The sequence below is a fragment of the Ravibacter arvi genome (assembly GCF_039540405.1).
GTDB lineage: Bacteria > Bacteroidota > Bacteroidia > Cytophagales > Spirosomataceae > Ravibacter > Ravibacter arvi.
Window position 1 is genome coordinate 186476 of the sequence record NZ_BAABEY010000033.1, and the last position, 17838, is coordinate 204313.

Genomic DNA, 17838 nt, shown 5'->3' on the forward strand with positions numbered 1-17838 from the left:
ATGCAGTAATCACTTCGCTACTCTTATCAAAATTGAATGTATTAGTGAAGATCAGGTTAATGAAGTGGCCCGACAATTTTACGGCATGTCCATTCAGGTACTCGAAAACCGACGATTGCTCATAGGCCTGGATGAATATTGACGACTAGTTAATTATCAAATTGAGGGCGAACCCTGAACGAGCCTTTGATGGGCTGATTTCTCACAGTGTATAGTCCTTTTATGTATTCGTCTCCTACAAATTCGAAAGTTCCCTCAATTATACTCCCTTTTTCGTATTTTGTGATTTTTACGTTGCCTCCAGATTTACCTAAAAAACTGGAGCCTGAGGTTGAAGTGATATACGCATTCAATACGGGTCCTTTTGACGGCAAAGATGCATAAAATTCCGTGCGGCTTGCGTAGGGAGATAGCATGATGTCTTCATTCAATGGCGCAGCTATAGTATAATCTCCAACTCCCTTGAATGCATTGTTGTAGAAGTCAATAGATAGAAATGCCGAATACGATTGACTTCCCTTCCTGTCGTCATAGATTGCAAGCAGACTTGGCCAGGACTCACGCCTAATTCCATATGTGTGGTTACTAAAGCTGATCGCGTCACCTGTGTATTTTGGTACTAAATATTCATTTGACCCAACGGTAAATCTTACAAAGTACTGAGGAAGTATCCTGATTTTTAGTTCCTTCGCAATATAGTCTGATGCACCGGGCGGCAATGCGCGTAATCGGATTGTAAAATCGCCGACCTTCGAAAATTTATGTTTAGCCGTCTGTTTGTCAACTGCTTCGTCTGTATTTCCATCGCCGAAGTCCCAAAAGAATACAGTTTTTGGTGGGAATGAACAGGTCGCTCCCAGAGAAAAAGCGTATTCTTTGTCGGTTTCGCCGGCTTTTTCAATAGAAATCCCTTCCCCGGTCGTGATCTGGCAATTTTTGAAATCCTGTTCTTCACTAATGACCTCGATATCAAACCAACGAAAGTCTGCCCAAGTATCTTCGTAGACCTTATTCTCATAAGTTACGTCCTGTGAAACCAGAATGCCAATTTTTTGCCGCCCGCCAGGCAAATTGTAAAGCGAATTTCCGGAGATCTCAATCACTTTTCCTTTGTCATTGATCAATTTGGCTTTGGTGCGTGGCTGGCTCGCAATACTGCTTATTCCAATTTGGAAAGGACATACTATCTTGTTTACAGCAGCCTGATTAAGTGTTGTTTTTGTGACCTCTTTACCGATTGTCTTAATAGTGTACATGAAATCTGGAAATTTATCGTGGCCGATATTCCCGTTTTCAAGCTCTTGCCATTTGCTGCTAAGAATGTTCCTATAGCTGAACGATGAATAGGAAAGTGGCATAAACCCCGAATATGAAGAGGCAACGTCAGCTTTTGAACCGGAGTTATATGGCAAGAGATTTCTTTTTATGGGGTCGTATACTACTTTTCTCTTTTCTTTCGGAAAATTGGGATCTGCAATTTCCAATTCATTATTGATTTTGCCAACTATTAAGACAAAGTGGCTTAAATTGTTACGATCTATAAGTGTTAGATAAAGCGGTTTACCGGTTATTTTAAGGCAAAAGGCTGCATATATATAGGCAATTTTATTTTTATGGCTTTCTATGGGGTTCATGTAATTTATCGTCTGATAAAAAGCTGCAATAAAATTCATGTCATGCGCATTTCCTTGCATAAGAGAAACATACTTAATTCCCGAAGCGTTTAGTTGCTCCGCATCTTCCGGCCTTAAGGTAGCCGGAGGGTTGGATGCAGCGCCATAAGTAGACAGGGTTCTGCCGGTAGACTCTTTTTTGGAGTTGAAGTACCAGAGAGAGGAGAAGGATGCGCCGTTACAATATCCTTTCGGGGCAACTATACTACCAAAATTGGTAAAGCTCCAGTTATCTTTACCGACCTCGAATGCGGTTGAGTAGTTGTCCGATAACAGCGTGATATCGAGAATTCCTACTATAAGGAATTCCAATTTGATGAGTGATGAGGTCCGGGCCTCCTTAAAAAAAGCATTATCTTTAAAAGAGTTGACAGCCAAAACAATGTTTTTCTCCGAAAGCGAAACCATTGGCAAAAGGTCTGGTTTTCCCTCTTCATTAATAAAAACCGCTGCGGCGAAATGATCGTTGGGTAAATTAATCGGCACTTCAATTGTGATCAGGTCGTCACTGTTCCCTGAAGGAGCAGCAATGGAAATCAACGGACTTAATACTTTATACTCATCTCCGAAATTCTGTCTTACCACTTTAGCTGTAGAAACCGAAAATTCCGCCCCGCCTGTATAAGCGCCATCGGGAACAGTAATCTTAAAACCGTTCAAGGAAGATTCGGCATCCTGAATTCCCACTTCTCCTCCTCGGGCACTTAGCGTTTTGGAGACCACTTGCTTCATTTCCGAGATCACAACCTTACCAACCTCCGTTGTGTTCTCTTCGGGTGGTACCTGCCCATCTTTATGCTTGCACCCATGAAGGACAGCCAGCACTAAAATACTTACAACAAGGCGAAAGCAGTTTCTTAGGTACATTGAACCGTGCTCAATACGTTTTATTAAACTTTTTATTCAACCTGAGACTTTTATCCTGGCGCTCTCAATTCTCGGCAGGCGGGAACAAAGGCCGGTTATCCCAGCCAACAGCAGCCTGGCACGTCTGTAACGGGCAATGAAAGATTCGTGTACTGGCGTTAAAAGAGGGAGCCGGTAGTCTTTCAAGCACAAAGGTCACTATACGTCCGGGCTATAGCAATACCTATTTTTAAGTATTTTTTACGTATTGAAGCAGACGCCAGGAGACTACCTGAATTTTGTTCACAACCCTTCAGGTGAGGACTGACAAAAAACTATGGATAATCACGTCTGTTGATGCAGATTTCAAAATGGTCTTTTCCTCATTTTCAGTATATTGGAACCAGTTTGAAATCTAAAACACTATCACCATGCATCGCAGGAGTTTTATCCGATCTTCACTGGCCGTTACTGCGGCAACGTTCGATCACACAGTTGCTGGCGCCAAAGACCCGGTGCAAAAAGAAATTTATGAATGGCGTGAATATGAAACGCGGTTCGGTGGCGACCAGAAGCAGCTTGAAAACTATTTGAAAACTGCATTGATTCCTGCTCTGAATAAGTACGGCGTTAAACCGGTAGGGGTGTTCAAGGAATGGCGCCCGTCGGACCCGGCCAGAATTTATGTATTGACGCCCTATGCATCTATCGAAAATTACCTTTCTGTAAATGCAAAAGTAAAGGCCGATGCTGCCTATCTCGAAAATAGCGCGGCGTATCGCAACATTCCGGTCGAGAAAGCGGCTTATAGCCGTTTCACATCTACGCTTTTGGCAGCGTTTGACGGTTTCCCCAAACTGGTGTCGCCGGCAGGCGAGGCGCGGATGTTTGAATTAAGGACTTATGAGGGGTATAGCGAAGACGCGGTAAGAAGAAAAATCAAGATGTTCCATGACGGCGAATTCCCGATATTTGAACGGGCAAAACTGAATCCCGTATTTTGCGGGGAGGTAATTGCAGGGGACCGGATGCCCCGCCTTACTTATATGATCACCTGCAGCAGTATGGAAGAACGCGACAAAGGATGGACGGCTTTCCTGGCGGATCCTGAATGGAAAAAACTGGTGTCCGATCCGCAGTATGCCAACACGATTTCCAAAATCAGCAACGTGTTTCTGGTACCGGTATCGTTTTCGCAGGTATAAAAATTTCGCACCGGGAAATTTCAGCAGCGGGTTATGCTGACAGGATCCATCCGCTAACCTACCGGGAAGTGGCAGTGGGTAGTGCAGGTCCACCCAAGAACCCGCTGCTGAAAAGAAGTATGGGACGGTCAATTAACCACCATTTTCCTGACGACATCCTGTCCGGAATCTACATTTCTCAACTTCAGCAAATAAATTCCGGATGGCAGGTCGCGGGTTTCCAATAAAATCCTGTGATGTCCTTCGCCAAGTTTCAGGGGTTTCGACCTCAGCAATGTCCCTGTAACGCCCAGGATGTCCGATTGCCAGTTGCCGGCGGTTTCCAGCTTGATGTCGATAAAGCAGTCGCGCCCGCTGACAGGGTTGGGATAAACACGGCCGATGACCGCACTCCCCATCCCATGGTCTATTGCAATCACTTTTGACATTGCGTAGCTGCCGTCACGATCGATCATTTTCAAGCGGTAGTAATACATGGATCCGGAATTTATGCCGGACATATTGTCCTGGTAGTGATACCTCGTGACTGCGGTTAAGCCATTGGAGACGGCATCTAACCAGGCTATTTTTTCAAACGTCCGGGCGTCGAAGCTGCGCTGCACTTCGTAGCCTTCAAATTCCTGCTCATTGGTCACAGTCCACTTGAGCACGCTGGCATTTTCAGTCTTTGTGCCCGTAAAGGAGACCAGGTGCACGGGCAGCGGGTTGAAGCTGACAGTAGTAATGTTAGAGCTTCCGCCCTGTCCTTCCAGCCCGGTTTTCTCGGCCCGGACACGATAATAATAATATTGGCCGGCCGCCGAAGCCCGCCCGGAACGGGCCGACGGTACCGTTACAATTTGTGAAGTGCCGGTTACCGGTAATGCGTGATACCCTTCAAGAAACGAATCAAACTGCTCGTTTGCCGATACGTCCAGCAAATAACGGTCGGCCGAGCCCACCACGGGTTCTGCCCACCGGGCCGTAAAACCTGTTGCAGTGAAATCCGACGCATCGCGGGCGACAGGGAGTACCATTGAATAGCTTTCGGTCAGACTACTCCCGCCTTCGAAGTTCCGCAGGGTTCCGGAAGTGCTGGCAGCGGCGATGTCGGAGAGGCGTCCATTGTTGTCCGTTACGTCGAAATTATAGTAAACCAGCAGGTTCTCGGCCTTGGGGTCGACAACATTGAAACGCGCTGCCTGCAATTCTGCCGGCGTCCTGGCATAATTCCAGATCCTGAGTTCATCCAGACTTCCCGAATACCGGTTATTGCAGACATTATTACCCATTTTCATCGCGGTGTTATTCTGAATATCGGCAATGCCGCGGGTGGTGAATGCAATGTCCAGGTGGTCGTCTACATACAGTGAAATCACATTTCCCGCCCTGGTAACAGCGATATGGTGCCATTTTCCGTCGGTTACGCGTGTCGTGCCGGAAATGCTGTTGTAATTCAGGCCGGACCCATTTTCGCACGATACAAACTTGATTTTCCCGTCGGTAATGATAAAATCGAAGTAGCTGGTTAATCCGCAGACGTCCCGCTTGTTGAGTACCGATCCCGCGCCGGTGTTCTGGGTCGTACGTGCGTACATTTCGATCGTAAAGTCGCCTGTTCCAAAGCTACCGGGGGAGTCGTTGTCAATGGTCACATAATCGTCGCCGCCATCGAAGGAAAGGGTTTTACCTGGGGGCGTTCCGTAATAGAAACCGCCTTTGCTTCCCGTGCCCAGCGGTGTGGTAACCGATACCTCGCCGCTGCTCCCGTCGTTGATCGTGGCTTTAATCTGACCGGCTGTCACCGAGGAGATGGTGGCCGGGGAATTCCCGACCGACACCGTGGTGGCGCCGGTAAAATTTTCGCCCGTAATGGTGATCTCCGCATTGCCCTGGGCCATCACCGGGGTGAACGAGTGAATGAAAGGTTTCAGATAGGTCTGCTTCTGGTTATTGACAAGCGGGACAAGGTTGGAATAAACACCGCCTCCCTGGTAGATTACCTCGCTGATCCAGCCAGCCAGACGTGTTGCTCCGTCCTGCCTCGATCCGATCGTGAGCGGGCTACCGGGATCGGTAAGGTTGGCGGCCATTGCAGTGGCGGTGGTATTGACGGAACCATTCAGATAGGCCTGCACAGCGGAAAACCGCCGGCCTACAAACGTTCTCACTGCAAATGGAGTTGCGGATGTAAACGGTACCGTGGTGGTAGCTGCGTCAAATCCACCGGCTCCGTTACCCACGTCGTAATGACTGCCATAAATATCCCAGGGCGCGGGCTGATTACCCAGCGTTTTGCTTACAAGCGCATTATCATTATTGGTGAAGTCGGATTTCACCCCCGCCACCGCAAACAGGCCGAATCCGTTGGCCCGCCCGACAAACGAATTCGTGCTTAAAAACACATTATTGCCTGTCGAGCCATAGAAATACAGGGTTGGAAGGCTGCCCTTACGCTCGACTCTACCTGCGTGCACGATGCGGGGTTGGCTGCCGGGGGTGTTCTGAACGGCGTCATGGTCGTTTCCGCCCTGGTCGTACCATATGTTAACAAAGGCGTCGGACGTACCTGCAAAACGTTTCAGTGCGAGTGTATCCAGCACGCCGTCAGCGGTAAATCCGATATCGAGCAATGCATTGTCGGTTGCGCGCCGCACGCGTATGAGTGGCTGGGCAGCGTGGGTATAGCCGGGGACGGGCGGAGGGGGCGTGATGGTCCCATGCTGAAAGAGGACCCCGAGTTTGCGCAATGAATAGGCTCCGTAGGCGTCACCGTCGTACCCCCCGATTGTAAGGGGGTATCGCTGCGTAACGTAAATCGTGTAAGTAGTGTAAGAACCGTCCTGTGCAGTCACTCTGAGCGATATATGATTCTGTCCGGGGAATGCGAAGTTGTGTTGAAACGGCACACCGCTCGCAATCACCGTCGAACCATTGGTAATCACCGAGGTAGGGTTGGCTACGGTTGCAGTAACGGAAATGGCGGTGGTGCTAAGCGGCACATCCGGCGCGGTATATTCAAACACGCCCGGGGCAAATGCCGGAGATAACGGCCCATTGCTTACCGAGAACCCCGACAAACGGGAGTCGTTATCGGCGACTTCCAGCGTAATGGGGTAAACCGACGGGCAACCCGCGTCCGAATTGACGACGCTGAATTCGAAATTATAGGTACCAGCCGCGCTGGCGGGAATTTTTACCGGCACCAGGTAATTGCCCCAATTGAAAAATTCATTTTCAACAGCAACAAAGCCGGGCATAGCATTCGGCCCGGTCGCTTTGACCGAATACTTGTTGGGATTGCCTATACCCTCTGACCAGTAATTGATCGGGAATTCAGTAGCGGCAGGTGGTATTGTCGGTGGTTGACTTACGTTAACAACGGGTTTTTCCCCCACCGCGATGCGGGCGACAGGCGCATTCCCGTTGACCTCATAGCTTGTTTCGCACCCGTTGCCGTCCCGAACACCATACAGGATATATTCCGCGATGCCGGCCTCCGCCGTGGAAACCTGCAGGGACAGTTCCGCAGCGGCGCTGGTGATGAAACCGGCTGGATTTTCGGGGTATTGATATGAGTAGGTGAAAGGGCTTCTGCCACCGGTCGCTTTGAAGGTAATATACGCAGGTTCGTTCTGGCACACCGACTGAGAACCCGTAAGCGTTGCAGCAGGTTTTGCAGCCACCATAATGCTTATAACTTCCGAAACCTCCCGTGAACAGGCATTCGGGCCGGAGACCCGCAGCAGGTTATATGCAAACGTGCCCGCATTACCGGTAGGCGCTGTCAGCTCGACGGAGTTGCCCGAGGTGGTCGTAATCGTCTGCACAGGACCTTCATTGACTTTATACGCAAATGTAAACGGGGCTTGTGCACCGGAGCCGGTAAAAACTATTTTGACCACATCATTGGCGCAAACGTCTTTTGACGTAACCGGATGGTCCTTGATACTGATCTGCGCATTTGCGACTGGGTTGGTATTGACGATGATTGTCGCCGGATCGGACATGCATCCCGTATTGGCCCTCACGGTGTAGGCAGTGGGACCTTTGTGCACCACATCTACCGGGTTTTGTACGTTGGCGTTAAAATAATTGGGGCTGGATGTCCAGATAAACTCCGCTTTTCCCAATCCGGTATAGATATCCAGGTTATCTATATACCATCCTGAGCCCCAGCCTTCACAATACTCTTCGTTGTAGAGGAACCTGATATAGACCACGTCCTTGTTTTCAAAAGCGGCGGGCAGTGACCAGATCTCCCGCGCAAAGCTGAAAGGGAGTCCCCGTGTTCCCGTATACTCCGCCAGGGTCGTCCAGTTAGTCTTGTCGGTAGATAGTTGAACTTTTGCCGATTGGGAGAGGGTTGAAGGAGCATTGTAATGACTCAGGCGTATTTTGTCATCGGTAAGCTGTTTCGTGCTGAATGCCGGCGAAATCATCTGGGCATCCGTAATTTTTTTGCCAAAAGCGGATGCCAGGTAGGCCTTGCTGCCGTCGGGTGTCGTGTAAAATGTATTTGACGGTTCCAGTGCAAAGCCGGATACGGTCCAGCCGGCGCCCAGGTTGTCGTTAAAGTCTGAACTCAGTGCTATGCCTCCGCCGGATGCGAACAAATTGATCTTATCGTTCACACAGGCAGCTGCCACCGAGGCCGATGCCGTTACGGGGGGCTTGTAATTGTTGGCATTCAGAATCTTGACCGAGTCGCTTTTACAACCTACCAGGTCCGTCACGGTGAACGTCACTGATTTGTCTCCCGCCGTTGCAAAAATCTGGTCCGGGGGGTAGGGGGTGCCCTCTGTCTTTGTACCTGCAAAGTTCCATTCGTACCCGGAAGAAAAAGCACGCGCGAGGTTATCGGAAAGCGTCAGGTGATAGCCGTTGCCGCTGACATCGGGTACATGCTGGCCGGTTTCCGCGTCAAACCGCCAGTATCCGGCGAGGCCGTTCTGAGGTACCGGCATCACGTCCATCCGTGAGGTGGCGATCCCATAGATATCCCTGGCGACGAACCACATCTTCACCTCGTCGATTTTTCCGTTAAAGCTTTCGAGACCCGTGCTGCTGCGCCCGACGGAAAACCCGGCCAGCGATGGTTGTATGGGTTTCGTGGTGTTATTGGTTACATCGTACGGTACGCCATCGAGGTAGAGCTTCCATGTGCCCGGTTTGTTTTTGGCGTCGGCTGTCCGGGTCGCGGCTACGTGGTGCCATTTCCCGTTGGTGACCGATACCGTACTACTCAAACTAACCCCACCGGCCACTACCGATAGCTGGCCGCCGGCACTGACAAACAATCCGTATCCGTTGACTCCCGTACTGCCATTGTAGAGAATGCATTGTCTGGCGCTTCCGCCGCGCCAGAATACAGAAGCCTCCATGGTGAGGCTGGTATCTGAACGAGTCGGGTACTCTCCCTGCACTTCCGCGCCTGCATTCATGCCGTTCCCGTTGAATGCAAACTTGAAACGGTCCGGTTTGGCCTCGAAATGCATGGGCGTATTCAGGCATATGGCAAAATTCGAGTTAAAAACCGAATCGGGTTTCGCGGTGACGTACACCTCCACCTTTCTGTAAAATTCTTCGGAATCGGCGTAGTAGTAAGTACCTGGAAACGGCGGGACAAAAGTACGACTGGTACTTAAAACGGTGCTGCCCGGCGTATTCCTGTACCATCTGAAAGGCGGCGAGCCCACGGCGGTGAGCGTCACATTCCCGTTGCCGCACGAAATGGCGGTGAATTCCGTCGGGACCTGGGCCAGCGCCCCGAACGTACAACTGCACAAAAGCGCGACGTACAGGTATAGCAGGAGTGTAGAGGTTTTTTGCATAAAAGAGGCGGGTTTACTTTCGACGTTTCAAAAGAAGCCACACCCGGGCCCAAAACCTAAAAAGGGGTATAGACAAAATATGGACAAGTCCGGTACCGGTTAAAGTCGTGCCTGTAAATCTGCCGTTTACAAGGTTTCCTGCTGCTTGTCGCTGCGTTCGGTAAGGGTCATTTTTTTGAGTAATCTCGTCTTGGCCCGATGAACGCTCGCAGGATCGATATTCAATAAAGCGGCGATTTCCTTGGCAGAGAGCTGCATATGGAGGTAGGCGTACAGCCTGGTTTCATTTCGCGTAAGCGACGGGTATTTGATTTTGAGGTCTTCAAAGAAATGCGGGTGTACCTGCTCGAAATGCAGTTTGAATTTCCCCCAGTTCTCGTCGAGGTAAAGGCTGCTCTGCAAAATCGAATGAATACTTTGCAGTCCTTCCCGGTCGAGGTGAGCGCCTGCGGTATTCAGCTCCCGGATCTGGGATTTCAACGTCGCAAGCATTTCGTTTTTCTGCGCGATATACAGTGAAGACGAGGCCAGCTCGCGTTGATTTGCTTCCAGTTTTTGCTGCAGCGCGTCGTTCCTGCGCTTCTCTTCTTCAATATCCTGCCCTTTACGCCGGCTCTCTGCTTCCATCGATTTCTGTCGTTCGGCCAACGCATGCAGGTCGGTTAATATCTGCTCATTTTCGAGCTCGATCAGCTGGCGTTCCAGCGAAATTTCCTGGATCTCAAGCGCCAGCCGACCTGTTTCCGTTTCCCTGATTTTTAATTCATGCTCTATCACCCTGACCCGTTCGGCGATCGCCAGCGAAAAGCCGACCGCATGGCAAATTACTGCCAGCTCGGGCAACCAGAACAGCTGATTGCCAAAATGGCTCGCAAATATGTTTTTGATGGCAACAAACATAATGATCAGCACCGGGAGTATATGGGCAAGTAAAAAACTTCCCGACGCCGGCAGGCGCCGGATGTACCCCACCGCACCCGTCACCATCACAGCCGCGACAAGCATCGCAATCAGCGCATTCTCATACGGCAATGAATAAATGTTCAGGCAAAACACGAAACAATTGATCAGCGCCACGACCACCGTAAACGTCATATAGAAATACAATCCGTAACGCAGAATCTTGTCAAGTCCGGGCATTGTTTTTCCCGTCGCCAGGTAGGTTCTGGTCAGCTGCACGATGCCGTAGATAATCGCCACCACGCTGAGATGCATCAACAGACTGTTAAGTGTATACGCGTGACTGTTTTGGTCAGGAAGGAAGCCTACCGTAAATGGCGGACAGAAAATGAGCGTTGTCAGGAAATTTTTGGAAACCATCATATACACAATGGCGCCCAGCTGGCTTGTCACAAAGTACAACGAGATTTTGTCCCTCGATCTGAAATAGCTGTACAAGTGAACGCCGATAAACAGGGAAAGGATTGCAGACGAAGCAATCCACATCATGAACAGCGTCATTTCCCGGCTTGCAGTGGTAATTTCCCGCTCAAACCGGATCAGCGGTTTGATCACCTGCCGTCCGAACGCGCCTACGTTCATTTTTACCCGGATCGTTGTGGTGCTTTGTCCGCGCAGCACGACCCGTACTACCCCTTTCAGCCTGCTTTTGTCACTTTCAACCGCTGCTCCTACCCGGGTTGCGAGCCATTTGCCAGCGTCGATATTCCAGTAGTAGACGGTATTATCGATATGGGGAGATATCCTTATGTTGTACGTGCCATCATACTTGCTTTTGTTGGTGACCCATATTTTGAGCCAGTACTGATCGGGCGACTGTGCGGAGTCACGCAAAACGGTATAGCGCATCGCGATATTATCGTCATGCTCGTCCTCCATCGTCTGCGCATTGGCCACAAGACTGACGGCTAAAAGGAGCAGGATCCGTAAAGCGTTGCGCACCGGGAAGTGATTTAGTTCAGTGCAAAAGTAAATATTTCTCCTGCCAGTCACCTAAATCTTCGTGCGCAATTGCAAAAATAACCCTGTCCGTTTAATTTAGAAATCAAAATCAAAGATGGACGGCCGGGGTTGTGAACACTTAAACTGCCATTAAATGGTAAGATTTAGCAAGCATGAAACTTAGATTTTGCCTCCTCTTACTATTTTCAGTCTTAAGCAAATACGGTTTGAGCCAGGCCGTATCTTCCTATTATTTCCGTCATTACAAGGACAGCGACTTTCTTGCAGACAATTGGGTTATGAGCATTGCCCAGGACAGTTACGGCTTCATCTGGTTCGGGACCCACGGCGGTCTCAGCCGGTTCGACGGGTATCAGTTCAGGACATTCCGATATGGCGAAAACAATCCGAATGGCCTTGGCAACAACCATATAGAGTCGCTTTTCTTAAGCAAGCGCAATGACCTATACGTCGGCACGTTTTCCGGCATGTATGTCTACAGTCCCTCAACCGAAACGTTTGGTCTGATTAAGGGGACAAACGCCATGCTTATCAGTGAAATACTGGAATCGCAATCGGGAACACTTTATTTGCTAGCGGCCGGGAAAATATATAGTTACGACACGCAAACCAACCTTACAAAGTTAATTGTCGGGCCGGAAAGGGGGTATTGTGTAAGCCTGGCAATAAGTGAAAAAGAAATCCTGTGGGTGGGTACGAGGGAGCGCGGACTTATATCCGTGGATCTTTCCACCGGCAAAATCACGGAACACGATCAACTGTCAGAAGACAAAAGTGGGCGTTCCGTTGTACCCACGGCAATAAAGGAAATCAAGGACGGGAGACTGCTAATAGGCACGCTTCACCACGGATTGCAGCTATACAATCCCGAAAAAAAAGCTTTGAAAACTCTCCAGTCCTCCCGTTGGCAAATACCGAGGCGCTATATTTTCGCGAGATCCTAGAAATTTCTCCTAACACCTACTGGATAGGTGTTGAAACGGGGATTGTCGAGTATAACCCTGAAAAAGGGGCTGCAGGTTTGATAAAGAAAGATTTGCAACGAGCTTCGTCACTGTCAGACGATACCATCTGGTCCCTGTTTAAAGACAGAGAAGGAGGCCTATGGGTAGGAACCTATAGCGGGGGGGTGAATTATTACCCGAAGAACGAGCTTTCCTTCCGGGTATACATTCCGGGACCTGCTTCTCATTCATTAAGCGGAAGTATTGTCAAGGGAATTGCGGAAGATTCGGCGGGTAACATCTGGATAGGTACAGAAGACAACGGGCTGAACCGCCTGGATCCCGTTACAGGTCATATTACACAGTTTAGTCCTGATGAAAAAGGAGCAATTATATCATATAGGAATTTACATGGAATTGTCGCCGCTGGTACGCAAATACTGGCCGGTACTTTCCATCATGGTCTTGATGTGATCAATCTGCCGGATTTAAAAAAGAGAAATTACAGAAAGGGCGAGCAAACGTTTTCCAGTGATTTTCTGGCTTCTCTTTTCAGGTCAAAAACAGGCAAAATACTAATCGGAACAGAGGTGGATCTTGTTGAATTCGATCCGGAGTCCGCCAGTTTCGAGACCGTTCTGACAGACAAGCGAAACCGCCCGTTTTATTACTGTATACAGGAAGATAATGCAGGAAAAATATGGATAGGAACCAGAGGTGATGGGGTTTATTGCCTGGACAGGGGCCGGGCGATAAAAAAAGAATACCGGCTTGACAAAGCAAGCCGGCAAAGCATCCCCAATAATGAAATTAACGATATTTTCAAGGACTCGAAGGGGAATGTCTGGGTAGGTACGGAAGCAGGGCTATGTCGCTACCAAATAAAGGGCGATAATTTTAAAAGATACGTGCTTTACAATGGCCTGAACAGGGAGCGTGTTTTCAAGATACTTGAGGACGACGCCGGAACACTATGGGTGTCTACCTCCCAGGGGTTGTTCTCCTTTGACCCCGCAACCGGTATCAGGAGAAATTATACCACCGAAGACGGCCTTCCCACCAATCGGTTCAATTATAATTCCGGTTTCAAGGCAAAAGACGGTACACTTTATTTTGGCAGCATAAAAGGACTGGTTAGCTTCAGGCCGGACCCGCAAAAAAAGTTTCAGGGACTTATCGGCAAACCTGTTATTACCGGGTTCCAATTCAATGAGCAGGAAGCTTTGATTGGAGAGGGCGATTCACGCCTTAAATTATCACCATTAGTTTCGGAAAAGATAGACCTACCCTATAATAAGTCGACCTTTAGTCTGAACTTTTCCACTTTAAACCCCCGGCCTGTCGAAAAAGATTGTTTATGCCTATCGGATGAGCGGCCTGCAGGAGGACTGGACCGTACTTCCTATTAACAGGAGGGTTTATTTTACTGGACTGCCGCCCGGGAGTTATACTTTTTCTGTAAAAGCAGGGTTCCCCGACGGGGAATGGGGTAAAGAAATCCGTTCCCTTGCAATACAGGTATACCCCCCTGCCTGGAAATCGTGGTGGGCAAAGCTGGTCTACGCCCTGGTTGCAGCGCTGCTGCTCATCCGGATGGTTTATCGCTACCGGCGCTCCCAGGAATTTAAACTGGCCAAAAAGCAGGAAGAACTCGAAAATATTAAGAAAAAAGAGCTTTATGATGCCAAAGTGGATTTTCTCGGCCACATTGCACACGAACTGAATATTCCGTTGACCGTGATGAAAGGCTCTCTGGATGAAGTGACGTTGAATTCAACTGATTCGGAGTTGGTGCAGAAGTATACAAGCATGGCCTCACGCAATACAGACCGGCTCATCGGGTTGTGCCAAAAACTCCTTGACTTCAGAAAATCCTATACCGAGGGTCTTCCTACGGATCAAACCGTTGTTAATTTATCCCATCTTTTTAGAGAACGTACCGCCGTATTTTCCGATGAGATTAAAAAACGGAATTTTAGCTATTCCCTTGAAATGGATGAAGAACCGCTCTATGTAATGGGCGACGAAGAGGCGTTGGTGAAAATAATTGACAACTTGCTCTCCAATGCGACAAAATATGGGAAAAACTATATTTCCGCTTCGCTTGGCTTCTCGCCGTCCGGTCGCGAAATCATTTGGGTAAAAGTAGCAAACGACGGCAACCTGATCCCGGAAGGCATGAGAGAGCAGATATTTGAACCTTTTATCAGGCTAAAGAATAGTTCAAGTGCAAAAGGAACCGGCATCGGCCTTTCCATAAGCCGTTCTCTCGCAGGATCAATCGGTGCTACACTGTACGCTACTGAGGAGAGAGGCCTGAACGTGTTTATACTCGCCATTCCGGTTGCTAAACCAGCATAATACCCTTCAAAATGCTCACTTCAAAAATATCACCATGGAACAGCGTATTTTGCTGGTAGACGATGACCAGGAGTTGATCGACTTTCTCAAACTGCTCCTGATGAGGCAATATCATATCATGGAGGCGAGCAACGCTACCGAAGCAATGGAGATCTTGTTGCAGTACCCGGTCGATTTGATTGTAAGCGACGTCGTTATGCCCGGGATAAACGGGTTTGAATTTTGCGTCATGGTAAAAAGGAATGTACAGCTATGCAATATCCCGGTTATTCTTCTCACTTCGAAAAATACAGTTCAATCAAAAATTGAAGGACTGGAATTCGGTGCAGACGCCTATATTGAAAAGCCTTTTGACACCACGGCGCTTAAAGCCCAAATAATTAATCTGTTAGATAACCGGGAGCGGCTGAAAGCTTTTTTTGTTAACCAACAGACCAACCAGGCCCGGTCTTCCGGCCGCATGAGTGCCGATGCCGCTTGGGTGGAGAGAGTTTCGGAGCTTATAATTAAACGTGTAGACAAGCAGGAGTTAAAACTCGAATACCTGGCGGAGGCCATGAATATGTCCTCAATGACCTTTCGCAGGCGCCTGAAAAAATTTGCCGGCACAACCCCCCAGGAATTCATCAAGCGGATCCGGTTGAAACATGCCGCAGAGCTTTTATCAAGCGGCAGGTACAAAGTATACGAAGTAGCCATGCGGGTCGGCTATAAATCTCAAAGTCATTTCGGCAAACATTTTTACCATGAATTCGGCGTGAAGCCTGGCCGGTTCGCTGCTTCTGACAGGTCCTCTCAACCATAGGCAGACAAGTATCGGGAAGCCGTTCTGGTCTGGAGCCGGGTGGTGAGGATTTGCCGTGCCTTCACGACGTGAGATGGCAAAACGTTTTTTTTTCTAATTGGCGTTATCTGCTTTGAACCTGGAATTACATCTCCAGGTAGCAATGTTAATACGCGTGTAACGTCCCTCTTTCCGGGTCCTGCGCATTCCACGGATAACGTTCAGCGCTCTCCTGTCGTTTTTAAAAATCCGGTTCCTGCGGCGGAAACAACATGATGGTGCGGGATTGTGCAGATCCCGCACCATACCGGCCTATCTTTCGATGACGATTTTTTGCGTATACCGCCGGCCGCTGGTGGTTTCTGTTTCCAGGATATAGAAGCCGGCCGAAAGGTGGTTTGTCCGGATCCCCTTTGCTGCCAGGCTACTGCCGCTACCGGGTGTATTTCGTTCGGTCAGAACCTCGTTTCCGCGCAGGTCCTTTATGATTACCCCTTTAACTGCCTGTCCGCCTGTATCGAGGAACAGCTTTTCGCGTACCGGATTGGGGTAGGCCGTAATGGTTGCTACCGGGTTTGGAGCCGGCTCCGGAATGGCGTTATCGGCAACGGTCGTCCTGCATCCCGGGCAATCGGAGCAGTCATTTATATCTCCGGAGAAACGCCATTGGCTGAAGCGCGTCAGTATGCGGCGGGCGTACCAGGCGTGGCAGTATTTCATAGAGAGTGCACCCAACTGTATCCCTGTCCGGACCTTTTGCCCTGACCAGCCTTCCAGTGTTTTGTCGTAATTTGCCCGGGACATGCCGCAATTGTCAAGCATCGTTTCCATGTTTGTTACGTTTCCGATAATCAGGCTGCCCAATGATTGATTAAAGGCCGCGGCCCCGCCGAACATACCGTACATGGTGGTTACGTTGGCTGTGTTCCACTTTTCGATCGGCTGGTTGAATGCCTGTGCGCCGTAAAACATCCAGTACATATTGGTAACCTGTCCGGTGTTCCAGTTCGCGAGGGGCTGGTTAAACGCGCCGGTGTTTGAAAAAACGCCTCTCATGTTCGTCACATTGGCTGTATTCCAGTTTCCGACAGGTTGGTTAAAAACCGGGTTGCCGGTGAACATGTGCGAAAGGTCCTTCACGCCGGAGATGTTCCAGTTTCCAATGGGTTGGTTAAAGCTGTTTGGAAAATAAAACATGGCGCTCATATTGGTAACTCTGGCCGTGTTCCAATTCCCGATGGGCTGATTAAAAGCAGCGGCGCCGCTGAACATCGAAGCCATACTCGTCACATTGGCCGTATTCCAGTTTCCGATAGGTTGGTTGAAGCTTTGCGCACCGTTGAACATCCAGGCCATGTTGGCAATCCGGGAAGTATTCCAACCGGCAAGGGGCTGATTAAAAAGACGACAACCGCTGAACATCGAAGCCATACTGGTTACATTGGCCGTATTCCAGTTTCCGATAGGTTGGTTGAAATTTTTTGCACTGCTGAACATCCCGGCCATATTGGTGATATGGCTTGTATTCCAGGCACTGAAAGCCACGGTGCCGGTAAGTGCGCCGCACCCGGAGAACATGCCGGAAAGATCGGTTACGGCGGAAAGGTCGGGGACATCGGTGGCGGTAACATTCATGTTATAATAGTCCTTGAAGGCGTTGCTCAGGGCTGTCCAACGGACATCTCCCCATTGTCTGACTTCCGATAGCTGCGGGTTAGCGCTATAACCCGCGTTGAGTAATCCATAAAATGTGCCGCTTCCGGGACCTGCGTAAAGGGTCCAGGTTCCCGCACCCGGCACACGGACCCGTGTCCGGCCGTTCCCGGTGAGTTCACCGAATACCGTCCTGCCGTTAATTCTGCCTACCCAGGTGATCAGGTAGTTGGAGCCCAAACCGGGGAAATATATATCGGTGGCAGTCTGTCCATAGTCGGATTCTGAGGTTTTCCAGACTGTGACAAAGGGTCGCTGCGCGTAGGAAAGCGTGGCCGACAGGAGTGATGCGACCAGCAGGCAAGTCGAAATGAGCGCCGGCAGCCGGAAGCCGTTTCGGTTCCGACCCCGAAGCTTTGTGTCAAACGTTGGTGCCATGATTATGATTTTAAAGTGTGATAAGGTAGACCATACGACGGGACCCCGGGAATGCGGGTATCCTTACCTCAAACAAATTTCGACGAAACCCTGCCCGGGTTCAATACCAAAAATGGTGTATTTTGCCGCCGTTCACTAACTAGCGGTATTCCCAGGTAGGCACTCCAGCGGAATTTTGCCGCACTTTTCGATCCGTCA

9 protein-coding genes are annotated in these 17838 nt (G+C 49.5%); 5 read left to right on the forward strand and 4 right to left on the reverse strand.

The annotated features are described in order from the left end of the window. Positions 1–149 precede the first annotated feature (149 nt). Positions 150–2540: a PKD domain-containing protein gene (locus ABD852_RS19410; protein ID WP_345031940.1), complete on the reverse strand. Its 2391-nt coding sequence runs from the start codon at positions 2538–2540 to the stop codon at positions 150–152. A gap of 410 nt (positions 2541–2950) precedes the next feature. Between ABD852_RS19410 and ABD852_RS19415 the strand changes: the two genes are divergently transcribed. After that, positions 2951–3724, forward strand: a complete 774-nt coding sequence (locus tag ABD852_RS19415; protein ID WP_345031942.1) for an NIPSNAP family protein — start codon at positions 2951–2953, stop codon at positions 3722–3724. 128 nt (positions 3725–3852) lie between these two features. Here ABD852_RS19415 and ABD852_RS19420 read toward each other — a convergent pair whose 3' ends face one another. Together ABD852_RS19420 and ABD852_RS19425 are read right to left on the reverse strand one after the other, a co-directional pair. Then, positions 3853–9537: a LamG-like jellyroll fold domain-containing protein gene (locus tag ABD852_RS19420; protein WP_345031944.1), complete on the reverse strand. Its 5685-nt coding sequence runs from the start codon at positions 9535–9537 to the stop codon at positions 3853–3855. 126 nt (positions 9538–9663) lie between these two features. Beyond that, a complete protein-coding gene (locus ABD852_RS19425; protein ID WP_345031946.1) occupies positions 9664–11439 on the reverse strand; it encodes a 7TM diverse intracellular signaling domain-containing protein in 1776 nt (591 codons plus the stop codon). A gap of 173 nt (positions 11440–11612) precedes the next feature. Here ABD852_RS19425 and ABD852_RS19430 point away from each other — a divergent pair, with 173 nt between their 5' ends. From ABD852_RS19430 to ABD852_RS19445, 4 genes are read left to right on the forward strand one after another with little or no spacing between them, the layout of a single operon-like run. Beyond that, a complete protein-coding gene (locus tag ABD852_RS19430; RefSeq protein WP_345031947.1) occupies positions 11613–12404 on the forward strand; it encodes a ligand-binding sensor domain-containing protein in 792 nt (263 codons plus the stop codon). Further along, positions 12365–13813, forward strand: a complete 1449-nt coding sequence (locus ABD852_RS19435) for a ligand-binding sensor domain-containing protein (RefSeq protein ID WP_345031948.1) — start codon at positions 12365–12367, stop codon at positions 13811–13813. The genes ABD852_RS19430 and ABD852_RS19435 overlap by 40 nt, the downstream gene beginning before the upstream one ends. Next, positions 13773–14765: an ATP-binding protein gene (locus ABD852_RS19440; protein WP_345031951.1), complete on the forward strand. Its 993-nt coding sequence runs from the start codon at positions 13773–13775 to the stop codon at positions 14763–14765. The genes ABD852_RS19435 and ABD852_RS19440 overlap by 41 nt, the downstream gene beginning before the upstream one ends. A gap of 34 nt (positions 14766–14799) precedes the next feature. Then, entirely contained in the window at positions 14800–15570 is a 771-nt protein-coding gene (locus ABD852_RS19445; protein ID WP_345031953.1) for a response regulator, read from the forward strand. 291 nt (positions 15571–15861) lie between these two features. Here the strand turns inward: ABD852_RS19445 and ABD852_RS19450 are convergent, their stop codons facing one another. Then, positions 15862–17640, reverse strand: coding sequence for a BspA family leucine-rich repeat surface protein (locus ABD852_RS19450; RefSeq protein ID WP_345031955.1), 1779 nt, complete (start codon positions 17638–17640; stop codon positions 15862–15864). Between the last annotated feature and the right edge of the window lie 198 nt (positions 17641–17838).